The sequence below is a fragment of the Arthrobacter sp. NPDC097144 genome (assembly GCF_044762205.1).
GTDB lineage: Bacteria > Actinomycetota > Actinomycetes > Actinomycetales > Micrococcaceae > Arthrobacter_B.
The window spans coordinates 152410-167974 of record NZ_JBIWDW010000001.1 but is presented as its reverse complement, the minus strand read 5'-3'; the positions used below and the strand labels follow the sequence as shown (position 1 = coordinate 167974).

General features: G+C 66.8%; 15 protein-coding genes and 1 riboswitch. Of the genes, 10 read left to right on the top strand and 5 right to left on the bottom strand.

The annotated features are described in order from the left end of the window. Nucleotides 1-159: 159 nt before the first annotated feature. Nucleotides 160-275: riboswitch (SAM riboswitch) on the top strand. 68 nt (nucleotides 276-343) lie between these two features. The 4 genes from ACIQXM_RS00775 (at nucleotide 344) to ACIQXM_RS00760 (ending at nucleotide 3784) form a co-directional block, all read left to right on the top strand. Next, nucleotides 344-1660, top strand: a complete 1317-nt coding sequence (locus ACIQXM_RS00775) for a bifunctional o-acetylhomoserine/o-acetylserine sulfhydrylase (protein WP_400926166.1) — start codon at nucleotides 344-346, stop codon at nucleotides 1658-1660. A 47-nt stretch (nucleotides 1661-1707) separates the two neighbouring features. Next, the gene (locus tag ACIQXM_RS00770; protein WP_400927683.1) at nucleotides 1708-2844 is read left to right on the top strand and encodes a homoserine O-acetyltransferase; all 1137 of its coding nucleotides are present in this window, start codon (nucleotides 1708-1710) and stop codon (nucleotides 2842-2844) included. A gap of 95 nt (nucleotides 2845-2939) precedes the next feature. Then, nucleotides 2940-3374 (top strand): SRPBCC domain-containing protein, encoded by a 435-nt coding sequence (locus ACIQXM_RS00765; protein WP_400926163.1) that lies wholly within the window; start codon nucleotides 2940-2942, stop codon nucleotides 3372-3374. Nucleotides 3375-3463: 89 nt separating this feature from the next. Then, entirely contained in the window at nucleotides 3464-3784 is a 321-nt protein-coding gene (locus ACIQXM_RS00760) for a hypothetical protein (protein ID WP_400926160.1), read from the top strand. Here ACIQXM_RS00760 and ACIQXM_RS00755 read toward each other — a convergent pair. Beyond that, nucleotides 3781-4707: an SGNH/GDSL hydrolase family protein gene (locus ACIQXM_RS00755; protein ID WP_400926158.1), complete on the bottom strand. Its 927-nt coding sequence runs from the start codon at nucleotides 4705-4707 to the stop codon at nucleotides 3781-3783. The genes ACIQXM_RS00760 and ACIQXM_RS00755 overlap by 4 nt on opposite strands. Nucleotides 4708-4781: 74 nt before the next feature. On the opposite strand from ACIQXM_RS00755, the gene ACIQXM_RS00750 reads away from it, so the two are divergent. Further along, entirely contained in the window at nucleotides 4782-5432 is a 651-nt protein-coding gene (locus ACIQXM_RS00750) for an alpha/beta hydrolase (protein WP_400926155.1), read from the top strand. 56 nt (nucleotides 5433-5488) lie between these two features. Here ACIQXM_RS00750 and ACIQXM_RS00745 read toward each other — a convergent pair whose 3' ends face one another. Then, on the bottom strand, nucleotides 5489-5719 hold the full coding sequence (locus ACIQXM_RS00745) for an RNA-binding S4 domain-containing protein (protein ID WP_400926152.1): 231 nt from the start codon (nucleotides 5717-5719) through the stop codon (nucleotides 5489-5491). 70 nt (nucleotides 5720-5789) lie between these two features. On the opposite strand from ACIQXM_RS00745, the gene ACIQXM_RS00740 reads away from it, so the two are divergent. The 3 genes from ACIQXM_RS00740 to ACIQXM_RS00730 all read left to right on the top strand — a co-directional run bounded on the left by ACIQXM_RS00740 (nucleotide 5790) and on the right by ACIQXM_RS00730 (nucleotide 9260). Beyond that, complete coding sequence (locus ACIQXM_RS00740; RefSeq protein WP_400926149.1) at nucleotides 5790-6773, top strand: DMT family transporter; 984 nt, start codon at nucleotides 5790-5792, stop codon at nucleotides 6771-6773. A 190-nt stretch (nucleotides 6774-6963) separates the two neighbouring features. Next, the gene (locus ACIQXM_RS00735; RefSeq protein ID WP_400926146.1) at nucleotides 6964-8352 is read left to right on the top strand and encodes a glycine--tRNA ligase; all 1389 of its coding nucleotides are present in this window, start codon (nucleotides 6964-6966) and stop codon (nucleotides 8350-8352) included. Then, nucleotides 8352-9260, top strand: a complete 909-nt coding sequence (locus ACIQXM_RS00730) for a GNAT family N-acetyltransferase (protein WP_400926143.1) — start codon at nucleotides 8352-8354, stop codon at nucleotides 9258-9260. Before ACIQXM_RS00735 ends, ACIQXM_RS00730 begins: the two co-directional genes overlap by 1 nt. Nucleotides 9261-9370: 110 nt before the next feature. Here the strand turns inward: ACIQXM_RS00730 and ACIQXM_RS00725 are convergent, their stop codons facing one another. The 3 genes from ACIQXM_RS00725 to ACIQXM_RS00715 all read right to left on the bottom strand — a co-directional run bounded on the left by ACIQXM_RS00725 (nucleotide 9371) and on the right by ACIQXM_RS00715 (nucleotide 12924). Beyond that, nucleotides 9371-9943, bottom strand: a complete 573-nt coding sequence (locus ACIQXM_RS00725; RefSeq protein WP_400926141.1) for a TetR/AcrR family transcriptional regulator — start codon at nucleotides 9941-9943, stop codon at nucleotides 9371-9373. Between the two features lie 180 nt (nucleotides 9944-10123). Further along, a complete protein-coding gene (locus ACIQXM_RS00720; protein WP_400926138.1) occupies nucleotides 10124-12247 on the bottom strand; it encodes a YhgE/Pip family protein in 2124 nt (707 codons plus the stop codon). Further along, complete coding sequence (locus ACIQXM_RS00715) at nucleotides 12247-12924, bottom strand: ATP-binding cassette domain-containing protein (protein WP_400926135.1); 678 nt, start codon at nucleotides 12922-12924, stop codon at nucleotides 12247-12249. Before ACIQXM_RS00715 ends, ACIQXM_RS00720 begins: the two co-directional genes overlap by 1 nt. Before the next feature lie 153 nt (nucleotides 12925-13077). Here ACIQXM_RS00715 and dusB point away from each other — a divergent pair, with 153 nt between their 5' ends. Both dusB and ACIQXM_RS00705 read left to right on the top strand, forming a co-directional pair. Beyond that, nucleotides 13078-14250 (top strand): tRNA dihydrouridine synthase DusB, encoded by a 1173-nt coding sequence (gene dusB / locus ACIQXM_RS00710; protein ID WP_400926132.1) that lies wholly within the window; start codon nucleotides 13078-13080, stop codon nucleotides 14248-14250. A gap of 6 nt (nucleotides 14251-14256) precedes the next feature. Beyond that, a complete protein-coding gene (locus tag ACIQXM_RS00705; RefSeq protein ID WP_400926129.1) occupies nucleotides 14257-15540 on the top strand; it encodes a deoxyguanosinetriphosphate triphosphohydrolase in 1284 nt (427 codons plus the stop codon). Nucleotides 15541-15565: the final 25 nt, after the last annotated feature.

Sequence of the window (15565 nt, the reverse complement as noted above, 5' to 3'; positions counted from 1 at the left end):
CCTAATTTACTTGGAACACCTGCTTTCCGCGGAAATCGACAGCTTACTGACCATTTCAGCTGCTCGGCGCGCCACCCTTTCCAGGGCTCCGACACGGCAGGACATGAGCCGTCACAGACCTTGCGGGCTTGCCGCATATCCGTTTTCATAGGAGGCATAGGTCATGAGTGCCAGCAGATAGCCCCGGCTTGCTGGCCGGCAACCCTCCAACCGCGGTGGGGTGCCCCGGGTGAAGACCTGGCCCTGCGTCAACGGATTCAGGGCAAGCGCGGGTCCCACGTGGCTGCCGGTTACCTTTTCCGGCCGGAAGTCTCGGTGCGGCCCCGGTTTTAGGGAGCAAACAATGTCAGGAAACTGGTCTTTCGAAACCCGCCAGATCCATGCAGGTCAGGAGCCCGACGCCGCCACCGGCGCCCGCGCCCTGCCCATCTACCAAACCTCATCCTTCGTCTTCCCCAGTGCCGAGGCGGCAGCCAACCGGTTTGCCCTGGCCGAGCTGGAGCCTATCTACACCCGGATCGGCAACCCCACCCAGGAAGCGGTGGAGAACCGGATCGCCTCGCTGGAGGGCGGCGTCGGCGCGCTGCTGCTCGCCTCCGGCCAGGCCGCTGAAACCTTCGCCCTCCTGAACGTTGCGGAAGCGGGGGACCACATTGTGGCCAGCCCCAGCCTCTACGGCGGCACCTACAACCTGCTCAAGCACACGCTGAAGAAGTTCGGCATCGAGACCACCTTCGTGTCGGATCCCGACGACCTGGAGCAGTGGCGGGCAGCCGTGCGGCCCAACACCAAGGCCTTCTTCGGCGAGGTGGTCTCCAATCCCCGCCAGGACGTGCTGGACCTTGAGGGCGTCAGTGCCATCGCCCACGACGCCGGCATCCCCCTGATCGTGGACAGCACCCTTTCCACCCCCTACCTCATCCGTCCCTTCGAATGGGGCGCGGATATTGTGGTGCACTCGGCCACCAAGTACCTGGGCGGGCACGGCACTTCCATCGCCGGGGTCATCGTGGATTCGGGCAACTTTGACTTCGGCGCGGATCCGGAGAAGTTCCCCGGCTTCAACACCCCCGATGAGAGCTACAACGGCCTTGTCTACGCCCGGGACCTGGGCGTCAAGGGTGCCCTTGGTGCCAACCTGGCGTACATCCTCAAGGCCCGGGTGCAGCTGCTGCGAGACCTCGGTTCCGCCGTGTCACCCTTCAACGCGTTCCTGATTGCCCAGGGCCTGGAAACCCTGAGCCTGCGCGTGGAGCGGCACGTCAGTAACGCCGTCGCGGTGGCCAACTGGCTGGAAGGGCACGACGACGTCGTCTCCGTCGCTTATGCGGGACTCGAATCCAGCCCGTGGTATGAGCGCGGCCGCAAATACGGGCCGCGGGGAACCGGTGCCATTGTGTCCTTCGAAATCGCCGGCGGCATCGAGGCCGGCAAGCGTTTTGTCGACGCCCTTGACCTGCACTCGCACGTGGCGAACGTGGGCGACGTGCGCTCCCTGGTCATCCATCCGGCGTCGACCACCCACAGCCAGCTCGGTGCCGAGGCGCAGCTGGCAGCGGGCGTCAGCCCCGGGCTGGTCCGGCTGTCCGTGGGCATCGAGCACATCGACGACATTCTTGCGGACCTCGACGCCGGGTTCCGGGCCGCCAAGGGAGCGTAACGGTTAGCGTGGCGCGCCCTTCTGCGAACACGGCCGCAACCGGCTCCGTGTCCGGTCCGGCCGGGCCAGTCCTGCCGCAGCACTCCGCCCCTGCCCGGGACGGAGTGCTGCGGCACGCCCGCATCGGGGACCTGTTCCTGGAAACCGGCGGGTATCTGCCCTCCGTTTCCCTGGCCTACGAGACTTGGGGGACCCTGAACGCGGATGCCTCCAACGCCGTGCTGGTGGCCCATGCCCTGACCGGAAGCACCCATGTGGCCCGCGGCGACAGCGGTGAAGACGGCTGGTGGGATGCCCTGGTCGGCCCGGGAAAAACGGTGGACACGGACCGGTTCTTTGTCGTCGCGGTCAACATGCTGGGCGGCTGCTACGGTTCCACCGGCCCTTCGTCCGCTGACCCGCAGGGGCTGGCCTGGGGTTCCCGCTTTCCGTTTGTCACCATCAGGGACTCGGTCCGCGCGGAGGCCCGGCTGGCGGATTTGCTGGGGATCGGCTCCTGGCACACCGTGCTCGGCGGATCGCTGGGCGGGGCCCGGGCCCTGGAATGGGCGGTAACCGAACCGGAACGGGTGCGGCGCTGCGCAGTGATCGCCTGCACTGCCGCGAGTTCCGCGGAACAGATCGCCTTTGGCCGGGCCCAGCTGGAAGCAATCCGGCTGGATCCGGACTTCAACGGCGGGGACTATTACAACGGCCGGCCCCCAACGGCGGGACTGGGCCTGGCCCGCCGGATTGCGCATATTACCTACCGCTCCGAGGCCGAGTTGGAGCACCGGTTTGGACACGAACCGCAGGCGCAGGAGGACCCGCTGGGTTCCTCCCTGCCGGCCTTCCGCGGACGCTACGCGGTGGAGAGTTACCTGGATCATCAGGGCAAAAAACTCTCGAGCCGGTTCGATGCCAACAGCTACCTGCTGCTCACCGAGGCGCTGATGAGCCACGACGTTGCCCGCGGCCGCGGAACGCTGCGCCAGGCACTGGCCCGAACGGACAGCGAGTTCTTCATTGCCGCGGTTGATTCGGACCGGCTATACCTTCCCCGGCAGTCCTTCGACCTGGCAGCGGCACTTCCGCGGGAAACCGAGGTCCAGATGATTTCGGCGCCGATCGGCCACGACGGTTTCCTCACCGACGTGGAGCAAATCGGGGCGCCGCTGCGGGAACGGTTCTTCGGCTCGCCCTAGTTTCCGCTTTCGTCCGCACACCGGTTGGCCCCGGATGCCGGTCCGCCGGGGCCGGCTCCCTTGCCAAGACGGGACGAACATGGAAGAACATTCGCATGGGTGATTTCATTCGCGTGGCGGCGCAGGCACAGTGTTCCCCGGAGCGGCTCTGGCATGCGCTCGTGAACAACCGGGCCGCGTGGTGGCCGGCCATGGATTTCACCGCCAGCCCCGGGTCGCCGCTGGCAGAACGGACGGCCGACGACGGCGGCGGGCAGGGTGCCAGCGGCACCGTCCTGGCGGTGGCACGGGACCGGCTGCTGTCCTTCCGCTGGACCATGCCCCACTGGAACGCGCACACCGTGGTGAGCTTCCAGCTGGCAGCCGTACCAGGGCCCGACCCGGAAACGGACTACACCGACGTCGTGGTCATCGAAAGCGGACTGGGCGGCCTGGCGGACGGCGCGGACATTGCCCGGGGGCACACGGAGGACTGGGCCGACCATCTGGCGAACCTGATCGCGCTGGCCGAACGCGGATCTCCCGGGTGAGGGTTCCGGCAGGCTGTTTCGGATGCCGGCGGGATTGCCGGCCGGGCAGCAGGCCGGGCTGCAGGACACCGCGGTGCTAGCGTGGCGCCATGGCACCCGATAAAAGCCCCCGGCACTCCGCTTCGTCCTCCGGCCGGTTCCGTTTGCGCAGGCTCTGGATGCCTGCCTGCGGCGCACTGCTGCTGGCCGCCGGCATCGCACTGCTGGCACAGGGGCCCGGGTCCGGAACGGTGAACTACGCCTGGGTCACTTCCCCGGACGGAGGGTCTGAGGGTCCCTCAATCCTGATCAGCCGCAGCATGCAGGCAGGTGCCCTGCTCGTGCTGGCCGGTGCCGTGGTCCTCGCGTTTTGGGGCGGCCTGCAGGCGGGACGCCGGCGTTATCCGCCGGTGCCGCCGGCGTCCGCTTAGTCCGCCGAACCCGGCGGCATGCCCGGTCCGCCGAAGATGGGTCCGGCGTCGGGACGCTTGGCGGCAATGCCGTCGCCGGAAGACCGGTGGCGCACCCGGCGCACCACCCACGGCACGAAGTATTCGCGTGCCCACGTCAGGTCCTCAGTGCGTGCTGTCCGCCAGTTCCTGGCCGGGATGGGCTTGGGCTCCAGCGGCTCCAAGGTGTGGGGCACGCCAAGAGTGTCCAGCACCATGGCGGCAATGGTGTGGTGGCCCAGGGGAGAGAAGTGCAGCCGGTCCGGAGCCCACATCTCCCGGTTGCTCAATTCACGCAGCGCCCAGGTATCCGCGATGACGGCGTGGTGCCGGGCAGCAACGGTCCGCAGGTTCTCGTTGTAAATCGCCACGCGCCCGCGGACGCTGCCAATCACCGGCGTCGTCCCGAGGTCCGGCCCGGTAAAAAGCACCACGGTGGCGCCCCCCGAGCTCAGCTTGGCGATTGCTGCATCCATTTTTTCGGCGAGCTTGTCCGGGTCGCCGCCGGGACGGATGACGTCATTGCCTCCGGCACAGATGGTGATCAGATCCGGGTGCAGTTCCAGGGCCGGTTCCAGCTGTTCATTGATGATCTGGTCCAGAAGCCGTCCCCGGATGGCCAGGTTGGCGTAGGAGAAGCCCTCCCGGCTGCGGGCGAGTTCTTCTGCCACGCGGTCCGCCCAGCCGCGGTGTCCGCCGGTGCTTTCCGGGCTGGGATCACCGATTCCCTCTGTAAAGGAGTCTCCGATGGCCACATAACGGGTCCAGGGATGGAGCCCGGGCTCCTCTGCGGCAGCAGATGACGGAGCTGCGGAACCCGATGCTGCCGCCGCGGAGGTGGACGCTGCGGCGGCAGCGGAAGACGAGGGGACGGAACTGTTTTCGGGGATGGAAGGAGAAGTCACCAAACCATCCTGCCAAGGAGGGGCCCGGCTACGCGACCGTAGGTTGGACATCCGGTCGTGCCAGAATGAACATTATGCCTAAGACTGCTCCCTGGAACCCCACTGTCCTTTGGTCCAAGCCGGAAGCCGAGCGTGCCGGAACTCCGCTGCTGGTCCTCTTCCACGGCTACCTCGCCAATGAGGAAGACCTGATGGGCCTGGCGGACCACCTGCCCTCCGAATTCACCATCGCCTCCGTCCGTGCACCCCAGGCGCTGGGCCCCGGCTACACCTGGTTCCCGCTGATGAATGACGCGGATTTCTCCGTGGAGCGCGTGGTGGAATCCGTGTCCGACGTCGCAGGCTGGCTGGACGGGGTCAAGGACGCCCACAGCAGCGTGTCCCTGCTCGGCTTCTCAATGGGCATGGCCGTGGCCAGCACGCTCCTGCGGCACCGGCCCGCGGACTTTGCCGCCGTCGTCGGGCTCTCCGGCTTTGTGGTGCCTGCCGAGGGCAATGGGTTCTTCCATGACGAGGAGCTGCGCGCCGGCGGCGTGCCCTTCTTTTGGGGCCGGGATCAGGCGGATCCGGTGATTGACGCGCCGCGCATCGAATTCACCCACGCCTGGCTGAATGAGCACACGGCGCTGACCAAGATCCTGTACTCCAACATGGGACACGGCATTAACATGCAGGAGCTGGGCCATGTGAAGGAGTTCCTCACAAACCTGGTGCTGAAGGCCTGAGCGGCGGGCGGTACTGAGCAGCGGGGCCCGTCCGGCGGGTGGGCCCCGGCAGCCGGTTAGTCTTCCCGGATGATCCGGATGGCTTCGCCGTTGACCGTCACCACGTCACCGGGGTGCAGCTGGCGTCCGCGGCGTTCTTCGATCTCGCCGTTGACCTTCACGAGGCCGTCTTCGATCAGCTGTTTGGCCTGAATGCCGTCTTCGGCCAGGCTGGCAAGCTTCAGCAGCTGGCCAAGGCGGATCATTTCGTCGCGGATGGGGAGGTCTTGGGGGTCGAAATTACTCATGTGTCCATTCTGCCCGACATTCAACTACGCCGATTCCTGCCCGGCCCCGGCGCTGCCGTAGGGTAAGTCCGTGCCAAATGCCCTGCGAATCACACCGATTATCGGTCTTCCCGCTGCAGTTGCGGCGGGGATGGCCATTCCCGTCCAAGCCCGCATCAACGGTGCGCTCGGGGAAAGACTCAACGACGGACTCGCCGCAGCGCTGGTCAGCTTCTCCGTGGGGCTGGTCATCATGATCCTGATCTCCGCGGTTCTGCCGCGCGGCAGGGCTGGGGCCGCGCAGCTGCTGCCGGCCCTGCGCGAACGCCGGTTTCCGCGCTACTACGTGCTGGCAGGTGCCATTGGTGCCTACTTTGTCCTCTCCCAGACCCTGACCGTTGCCGTACTGGGCGTAGCTGTGTTCACGGTGGCCGCCGTCGCCGGCCAGACCATGACCGGGCTGGTGGTGGACCGGCTGGGCATCGGCCCGGCGGGCAAGAAGGCGCTGACCGTGATGCGGGTGGTGGGCGCCGTGCTGACCATCGCCGCCGTTGTCTGGGCCGTCAGTCCCAAGTTCAGCGGAACCTCCTCGGCCGCCGATCTGGTGCTTCCCGTGCTGCTTCCCCTGACCGCCGGCATGCTGATGAGTTTCCAGCAGGCCATGAACGGCACCACGAGCATGCATTACGGCACGCCGATCACCGCCACCCTGGTGAACTTCATATCCGGTGCGGCGGTCCTGCTGGTGTTCTGGCTGATCAAGGTGATGGTTTCCGGTTTCGGCGAGCCGCTGCCGGGGGAGTGGTACCTCTACCTCGGCGGGGCGATGGGCTGCATCTTCATTGGTGTGAGCGCCGTGCTGGTGCGCGGCCTGGGCGTGCTGCTGACCAGCCTGGGAATGATCGGCGGGCAGCTCGTCGGGTCCCTGCTGCTGGACATATTTCTCCCGGCACCGGGCAGCGTTGTGGTGGCCGCAACCGTCCTGGGCACCCTGCTGACCCTGGCCGCCATTGTTGTGGCCACCCTGCCGTGGAACATGCCCGGGGTGCTTCCCCGGCGCGCCGGCCGCCGGTAAGCGGGGGCGGCGGCAGCACTGCCGCGTTCCCGGTGACGGGGTTTGGGCTCCATGACCTTAAGCTTGTAGTTGTAGCTTTTCGCCCTCCGCAGTTCCCCGCCGTGCAACCGCCGGCGCCGCTGCGGACAGGACCATTTGCGGACCGCACCCAGCGGCCTGCGCAGACACGAAAGAACGGCGGTACCATTCCATGGCTTCGACCAAATCCAAACTGGATCCGATCATCTCCCTCGCCAAGCGCCGGGGGTTCGTCTTCCAGTCGGGTGAGATTTACGGCGGGTCCCGCTCCGCCTGGGATTACGGGCCCCTGGGTGTCGAGCTCAAGGAAAACATCAAGAAGCAGTGGTGGCAGCACATGGTCCGGGGGCGCGACGACGTCGTCGGCCTGGACTCCGCTGTTATCCTCCCGCGCCAGGTCTGGGAGGCCTCCGGCCACGTTGAGGTGTTCTCCGACCCGCTGGTCGAGTGCCTGAGCTGCCACAAGCGCTACCGCGCAGACCACCTCGAAGAGGCCTACGAGGAAAAGAAGGGCCACGCACCGGAAAACGGCCTGGCCGACATCACCTGCGCCAACTGCGGCACCAAGGGCCAGTGGACCGAGCCGCAGGAATTCTCCGGCCTGCTCAAGACCTACCTCGGCCCGGTAGCCAGCGAAGAGGGCATGCATTACCTGCGCCCGGAAACCGCGCAGGGTATCTTCGTGAACTTCAACAACGTGCTCACCACTTCACGCAAGAAGCCGCCGTTCGGCATCGGCCAGATCGGCAAGAGCTTCCGCAACGAAATCACGCCGGGCAACTTCATTTTCCGCACCCGCGAATTCGAGCAGATGGAAATGGAGTTCTTCGTCGAGCCGGGCACTGACGAGGAATGGCACAAGTACTGGATCGAAAACCGCTTCAACTGGTACACCCAGCTGGGCATCAATCCGGACAACCTGCGCCTGTTCGAACACCCGCTGGAAAAGCTCAGCCACTACTCCAAGGGCACCACCGACGTCGAATACCGCTTCGGCTTCGCCGGCTCCGAGTGGGGCGAGCTGGAAGGCATTGCCAACCGCACCGACTTTGACCTCGGCACGCACTCCAAGCACTCCGGCACGGACCTGAGCTACTTCAACCAGGCCACCAACGAGCGCTTCACTCCGTACGTCATTGAGCCCGCAGCCGGCCTGACCCGTTCCTTCATGGCGTTCCTGGTGGACGCCTACACCGAGGACGAGGCCCCCAACGCCAAGGGCGGCGTGGACAAGCGCACCGTCCTGAAGCTGGATCCGCGCCTGGCGCCGGTCAAGGCTGCCGTGCTGCCGCTGAGCCGCAACGAGGACCTTTCCCCCAAGGCCAAGGACCTCGCCGCGCAGCTGCGCCGGAACTGGAACATCGACTTCGACGACGCCGGCGCCATTGGCCGCCGGTACCGCCGCCAGGATGAAATCGGCACCCCGTTCTGCATCACCGTGGACTTCGACACGCTCGAAGACCAGGCAGTCACCGTGCGCGAGCGCGACACGATGGCCCAGGAGCGGGTGAGCCTGGACAAGGTTGAGGGCTACCTCGCTGAAAGGCTGATCGGCGCGTAATGGCACTGACGTTCCGCGAATGGCGCGAAGATGACGATCTCAAACTGAACCAGCTCTGGGGAGACCCGGAAACGGTGCAGTCCGGACAGTTCCGGGCCGTGTTCCGTCCGTCCTCCAACGAACCCTGGAGCCGCTGCATCGTGGCCGAGGACGACGGCATTCCGGTGGCAGCCGGCGTTGTCTACGAAACCTCGCTGCACCCGGACCGCCTCTGGGTCTATGTGGAGGTGGCCCGGGAGAACCGGCGCGCCGGCCTGGGCTCCATGCTGCTGGCCATGCTGCGCCGTGAAGCTGAAGCGTCGCCGTCGGGCGTTACCGCCATGCGGGCAAAGGTGGAGCCGGGCTCTTCCGGCGCCGCGTTTGCCAAGGCGGCCGGGTTCTCACGGATCCAGCGTTCCCGCATGGTGGTGGTGGAGCCGGGCCGGATCCGCCTGCCCGTCTTTGCCGACGACTCCGGCCCCCAGCTGGAGGAAGCCGCCACCGGATCGGTGGAGCTGACCCAGACCGTGGCCGAGTTCTACAACAGCGTACACGGCTGGGACCGGGCGGACATGACGCTGGGCCGGGCCCAGCAGATGCTGCTCAATGACGCCACCGGTGCGGCCGGCGCCGTGGTGCTGCGCGATGCGCCCAAGGACAAGGGCGGCAAGATCGCGGCCTTCGCCGTGAGCTACACGCACAACCGAACGGACGAACCGGCTGACGTTTTCCTTGGTTACGACACCAAGCTGGAACGCTCGGAGCAGGAAGCGGCCCTGGAATCCATGCTGGCCATGCTGACGTACCAGTACCCGGTGCAGCTGGAGGTGGACGAGTCCATGGTTCCGGTGGCCCGGATCATCCAGGCGCTGCTGGAAAAGGGTGCGGCTCGTGAAGTAGGGCCGGCCACCGAGGTGGTCAGTACCTAACCGCGCTCAGACAACGACGGCGGGGGCCGGTTCCTACGGGAGCCGGCCCCCGCCGTCGTTGAATGGGCAGAGTTGTCGTTGATCCGGCGGAGCTGTGGATGACGCAGAGCCTAAGAGGCGAGCCGGCCCGAAAGTCCGTACAGCACCGACTCGGCCACCTCGTCCAGGGACCGCTCCGGACTGAACACCAGCCATTCGAGTCCGCCGATCAGGGCTGCGCCGAACACGCCGCCGGCAACCAGCCCCAGCCGGTCCTCCATTGCCGCAGGCGGTGAGGTTTCCCGGATGGCGGTGACAAAATCTGCCAGGACTTCCCGGCGGAGCAGTTCCAGGGAATGCTGCCAGGCGCGGTCGGTCCGGAAAATCTCCGCCGCCAGCAGCCGGGCCAGGGAACGGTTGTCCGCCACTGTCTCCAGCAGGGCCCGGACCATGGCCTGCAGTGCGGGCCAGCCGGTCAGCGACGCCCGGGCGCTGCGCACGGTTTCCGCCAATACACCCACGCCCTCCAGCAGGAGCTCTTCGAAAAGCCGGTCCTTGGATGCGAAGTTGTAGTAGACGCTGCCTTTGGCCACCCCGGCCCGTTCCGCCACGTTCTCCATGGTGGTTCCGCTAATGCCGTGGTCGGCGGCCAACTCCAGTGCGGCATCGAGGATTGCACGCTTGGTACCTGACTGGCGTGGCATGAGAGTTCCTTAAAGTCGTGATGGCCTTGCTTCGATCTTAGAGGTCCGGGCGGGACGGGCAGGACCCGGACAGCCGCAGCAGCCGGGGGCACTCCGCCCGGTTTTGCCGCCATACGACGACGGCGCCGCTCCCGGGAAAGGGGTGCGGCGCCGTCGTTCTCCGGAGTCGGCTCGCCGATCCTAGAGGTGCAGTTCCGGGTGCAGGCGCTTGATCGTCCACATCCGCTGCTTGCCGGCAACCACCGAGCTGATGGCGATGCACACCGCAGCCAGGATGCCCAGGAAGGCGACGGCGATCCACATCCGGGCGTCCACGCCGCCGGTGATCAGGGCGCGGAGGCCGTTGACCACATAAGTGGCGGGCATGAACGGATGCAGCGCCTGGAAGAATCCGGGCGTGGTCTCCACCGGGTAGGTGCCGCCGGAGGAGCTCAGCTGCATCATCAGCAGCACCAGTGAGACAACCCGGCCTGCCGCGGTGCCCAGCACAATGATCAGCATCTGCTGCAGTGCCAGGAACGCGACGGTGGTGAGGTACAGGAACGCACCGGTGGCAATCAGGTAGGCGGGGTGGATATCGAGTCCCCACACCAGTACCGCCATCATGATGACTACCTGGCCCAGGCCGATGGCCAGCGCCGGAACCAGTCCGGTGGCCAGGGCGCGGAAGCCGGAAACGCCGGCGGCCAGGGCCCGGGTGGGCAGTGCCCGCAGCAGCAGCCAGGTGATCAGCGCGCCCACAAAGGTGGCCAGCGCCAGGAAGAAGGGCGCAAACCCTTCACCGAAGCTGTCTGCCTTGGTGGAGTAGTCTGCGTCCAGTTCCACCGGGGCGGCCGCAACGGAGGCCTTGGCGTCGATCAGCTCATCGGAATCCTGCGGCAGCGCCTGGGCGCCTTCGGCAAGGGCATCGGCCAGGGTGTGGCTGCCCGTGGACAGCTCTTCGGCTCCGGCCGACAGGGCGTTTCCGCCGGTGAGCAGTTCGCCCGCTCCGGCGGCGAGGTCGCTGGTGCCGCCGCTGAGCGTGTTGGCTCCGGCAGCAAGTTCACCGGCACCGCCCTGGGCGCTGCGGGCACCGGCGTCCACCTGGGCGGCACCGGAGGCGAGGTTGGCGGCACCGGCGGAAAGCTGCGCGGCCCCGGCGGCAGCCGACTGTGCGCCGGCTGCCACCTCACCGGCACCGCCGGCGAGGCTGGAGCTGCCGGCTGTGAGCTGTCCGGCTCCTGCGGCTGCCTCGGAAATACCTGCCTGCAGGCCCGCATTTCCGGCGGACACCTGCTGTGCACCTGCGGCCAGCGGCTGCAGCTGGGCGAGGAGCGGGTTGGCCGGGTCTGCTGCCTGGAGGCCGGCAACAACCTGGTCCAATCCGGTGGAGACCGATGATGCTCCGGCGGCCAGGGACTCCGACTGGGGAACGGCCGCGGTCAGCCGCTCCGAGAGCGTGCCGAGGTTGGCGTTCAGGGCCGCGGCACCGGAAGCCACGCTTCCGGCACCGTCTGACAGGGAGGATGTTCCGGCAGCCAGGGACTGCGCTCCGGCGGAAAGGTCATTGCTGCCCGCGGCCAGCGAGGAGGTTCCCGCTGACAGTTCGGTCAGGCCGGAGCTGAGCTGGTTCGCGCCGGCGGAGAGCTGCAGCGCCCCGTCCTGAAGGGTCACGGTGCCCGCGGCGAGGCTGTCCAGCCCGGCCACGAGTTCGCCCGCCCCGGAGACGGCGGAGTCGATGCCCGTGCTGAGTTCTCCGGCACCGTCGGCGGCGTCGCGGAGGCCGGAACCGGCGTCGTTCAGTCCCACCAGCATTGTGGAGGCAACCTGTCCGCCCAGCTGGGAGGAGACTGCGTCCTTAACCTGTGCCATGGCCTGCTTGCCCAGCACGCCGGCTAGGAAGTTGTTGGAGTCGTTGTAGGTGGCGCTCAGCCGTGCGGGCACCGGGTTGTCCGTGCCCACGGAGACGGCGTTCGCCGAGAAGTCCGACGGAATGGTGAGGGAAAGGTAATAGGTTCCGTCCTCCACGCCCGTGGCTGCATCAGCGGCGTCCGTGGAATGCCAGTCGAGGTCCGCTCCCTCCAGGAGCTTGCTCTCCAGTTCATCGCCGGCGTTCAGCGGCTCGCCGTCTTTGGTGGTGCCGGCGTCCTCATTGACCAGGGCAACCGCGAGGCTGTCCACGTTCTTGTCCGGGGAGTCGAAGGCCCACAGGTACAGGGCACCGTAGATCAGGGGGATGAAGAGCATGACGACGACGGCGATCTTCGGCAGGGTGCCGCGGCGGAACCGCGCCAGTTCCGTGCCGGGGGAAAACAGGGCAAACATCAGTTGGCCTCCTGGGAGAGCAGCAGAGCGGACGGCCGGGGTTCAAGGTCATCCCACAGGCCGGTTTCAAGGGAGGCGGCGCCCACAACCACGGTGGTGCCCGCTGCGGCAATGGCAGCAAGGCGCTCCCAGACCAGGCGGCGCGCCTCTGCGCTGTGGACCTGCTCAATGTCATCGACAAAGAGGATGCTCGGTGTGCCCAGCATGGCCAGGGAAAGCCGGAGCAGGAACTGCTCGGCCTCTCCGAGGTTCCAGATCACGGTGGAGGCGGCGGGGATTTCCGTCGTTCCGAAGACCGACGCGCAGGCACGGGCGACCTGCCGGTCGGTGGGCTTGCCCAGGATGCTCCACCAGGGCGCCAGCCAGGCTTCGCGTTCCCGCACGGCCTGACCCACAGTCACACCGGGTTCGAGGACATCAATATCCTCGAAGCCGGCAATAGCCGTGTGTTTCTGGACTTCGCGGGCGTTTCGGGGGAGGTCATGGCCCAGGACTTCCAGCGTTCCGTCTTCGGCCTTCATGCGGCCGGCAAGCGTCAGCAGGAGGCTGGTGCGGCCGCTGCCCGCGGGGCCGTAGAGAACGTTGAGGGGGCCGTCCACGCTGAAACTCAGCGGGCCGTACACGGGGCCCCGGGCGGCGGACAGGCTGAGGCCTTCCGCGGTAATCACCGGTTGCACAATTGCCTTTCAGGAAATCCGGGAGAATCCCGGCGGTGGGACGGGCCAGCAAAACTGACCAGTCAGTACATAATCTGACCAGTCAGTCTAACACTTGGATCCGCCGTCCATGTCCGGCCAGCAGGATTTGCACCGGCTTGAGAGAATGGGGGTGTGACTGTTTCATCTCCAGAACTCAAGCTCGAGCTGCCACCGCTGCAGCTGGGACCCATCACCGTGGACACGCCGGTGATCCTGGCACCCATGGCCGGCATTACCAACAAGGCTTTCCGGCGGCTCTGCCGCGAATACGGCGGGGGCCTGTACGTCTCGGAGATGGTCACCTCGCGTGCCCTCGTCGAGCGCTCGCCGGAATCGCTGCGCATCATTGAGCACGACGACGACGAAGCGGTCCGCTCCGTCCAGCTCTACGGGGTTGACCCCGTCACCGTCGGTGCAGCCGTGCGCATCCTCGTGGAGGAAGACCGCGCCGACCACATTGACCTGAACTTCGGCTGCCCCGTGCCCAAGGTCACCCGCAAGGGCGGCGGATCCGCCCTGCCCTGGAAGCTGGACCTGTTCACGTCCATTGTTCAGACAGCCGTGAAGGAAGCCTCCAAGGGCAACATCCCGCTGACCATCAAGATGCGCAAGGGCATTGACGAGGACCATCTCACGTTCCTCGAAGCCGGCCGCATTGCCCGCGACTCCGGGGTTGCCGCCGTCGCCCTGCACGGCCGCACCGCGTCCCAGTTCTACTCCGGCAAGGCCGACTGGTCAGCCATCGCCGAACTGCGTGAAGCGCTGCCGGACGTGCCGGTACTGGGCAACGGGGACATCTGGTCCGCCGAGGACGCCATCGCCATGGTGCGCGAAACCGGCGTCGACGGCGTCGTCATCGGCCGTGGCTGCCAGGGCCGGCCGTGGCTCTTCGGCGACCTGCAGGCAGCTTTTGAAGGCAGCGACACCCGTCACCGGCCCGGCCTGAAGGAAGTTTCGGACAGCGTTTACCGGCACGCCGAACTGCTGGTGGAAACCTTCGGCGGGGAAATGATGGCTCTGCGGGACATCCGCAAGCACATGGCCTGGTACTTCAAGGGCTACGTGGTGGGCGGAGACCTCCGTGCCCAGCTTGCCACCGTCCCCACCCTCGCCGTGCTGCGCGAACTGCTGGACCAGCTGGATCCCGAGGCTCCGTACCCCGGTGCTGACGCCGAGGGACCCCGCGGGCGGGCCGGCTCACCCAAGAAGACAGCACTGCCGGAAAACTGGCTGGAGTCGCGGGAGCTCAACGCCGCGCAGAAGTCCATCATTTCGGCAGCCGAACTCAACATTTCAGGCGGCTAAACACCCATGACCTTTCCGCAGGCTTTCCAAACCGCAGGCTATACCGATGTTGACCTTGCACGCTGGGTCACCGAGCCTGCCAAGAACACCAACCGCACCCAGTTTGGCCGCGACCGTGCGCGGGTGCTGCACTCCTCGGCGCTGCGCCGGCTGGGGGCCAAAACCCAAGTGGTCGCTCCGGACACTGACGACTTTGTCCGGACCCGGCTGACGCACTCCCTGGAGGTGGCCCAGGTGGGGCGCGAACTGGGCAATGCGCTGGGCTGCGATCCCGACGTCGTCGACGCCGCCTGCCTCTCGCATGACCTCGGGCACCCGCCGTTTGGACACAACGGCGAGACGGCGCTGAATGACATAGCGCACGCCATCGGCGGGTTCGAGGGCAACGCCCAAACCCTGCGGCTGCTGACCCGGCTGGAGCCCAAGATTATCGCCGCGGACGGCAGCCCCGCCGGCCTGAACCTGACCCGGGCCTCCCTGGACGCTGCCTGCAAATACCCGTGGTCCATAGCCGACGCCCCGCTGGTCAACGGCCACCGGACCACCAAGTTCGGCGTGTACGAAGATGACCTGCCCGTCTTCACCTGGCTGCGCGACGGCGCCCCCGCGGGCCGATCCTGCCTCGAGGCGCAGGTCATGGACCTGGCTGATGACATTTCGTACTCCGTGCACGACGTCGAAGATGCGATTGTGGCCGGCCACGTCCAGCTCAAGTGGCTGGATAATCCGGACCAGCGCGCCCGTGTGGTGGGATACACCCAGCAGTGGTACCTGCCCGGCACCGACGGAGCAGCAATCGAGGACGCCCTCAAGCGGCTGGAAGCCGACCCGGTGTGGGTCCGCGAATCAGACGGCAGCCGCAAGTCCATGGCCGCACTCAAGGACATGACCAGCCAGCTGATCGGCCGGTTCTGCAACAGCGCCCTGGAAGCCACCCGCGGCATTTACGGCACTGATCCGCTCACCCGCTACAACGCGGAAATGGTGGTTCCGGAAGAAACCCAGCTGGAGATTGCCGTGATGAAGGGCCTGGCCACCACTTTCGTCATGACCACGGACCAGCGCCAGCCGCTGTATGAGCGCCAGCGTGAAATCCTCACCGCCCTGGTGGCCCAGCTGGCCGCCACGGGAGACCGGCACCTGGAACCCATGTTCGCTGCGGACTGGCGCGAAGCCGCCGACGACGGCGCCCGGCTTCGCGTGGTCGTGGACCAGGTGGCCTCGCTGACGGACGGCTCCGCAGTGGCTCTGCACGAGCGGCTGGTGGGCCCGGTTCCGGCGCTCTGGTAAAACATCTGGTTGTCCCGGATAAAAA

Coding starts and splice junctions, on each gene's coding strand:
- ACIQXM_RS00775 (WP_400926166.1), top strand. CDS start 344: ATGTCAGGAAACTGGTCTTTCGAAACCCGCCAGATCCATGCAGGTCAG.
- ACIQXM_RS00765 (WP_400926163.1), top strand. CDS start 2,940: ATGGGTGATTTCATTCGCGTGGCGGCGCAGGCACAGTGTTCCCCGGAG.
- ACIQXM_RS00760 (WP_400926160.1), top strand. CDS start 3,464: ATGGCACCCGATAAAAGCCCCCGGCACTCCGCTTCGTCCTCCGGCCGG.
- ACIQXM_RS00750 (WP_400926155.1), top strand. CDS start 4,782: ATGCCTAAGACTGCTCCCTGGAACCCCACTGTCCTTTGGTCCAAGCCG.
- ACIQXM_RS00745 (WP_400926152.1), bottom strand. CDS start 5,719: ATGAGTAATTTCGACCCCCAAGACCTCCCCATCCGCGACGAAATGATC.
- ACIQXM_RS00735 (WP_400926146.1), top strand. CDS start 6,964: ATGGCTTCGACCAAATCCAAACTGGATCCGATCATCTCCCTCGCCAAG.
- ACIQXM_RS00730 (WP_400926143.1), top strand. CDS start 8,352: ATGGCACTGACGTTCCGCGAATGGCGCGAAGATGACGATCTCAAACTG.
- ACIQXM_RS00725 (WP_400926141.1), bottom strand. CDS start 9,943: ATGCCACGCCAGTCAGGTACCAAGCGTGCAATCCTCGATGCCGCACTG.
- ACIQXM_RS00720 (WP_400926138.1), bottom strand. CDS start 12,247: ATGTTTGCCCTGTTTTCCCCCGGCACGGAACTGGCGCGGTTCCGCCGC.
- ACIQXM_RS00705 (WP_400926129.1), top strand. CDS start 14,257: ATGACCTTTCCGCAGGCTTTCCAAACCGCAGGCTATACCGATGTTGAC.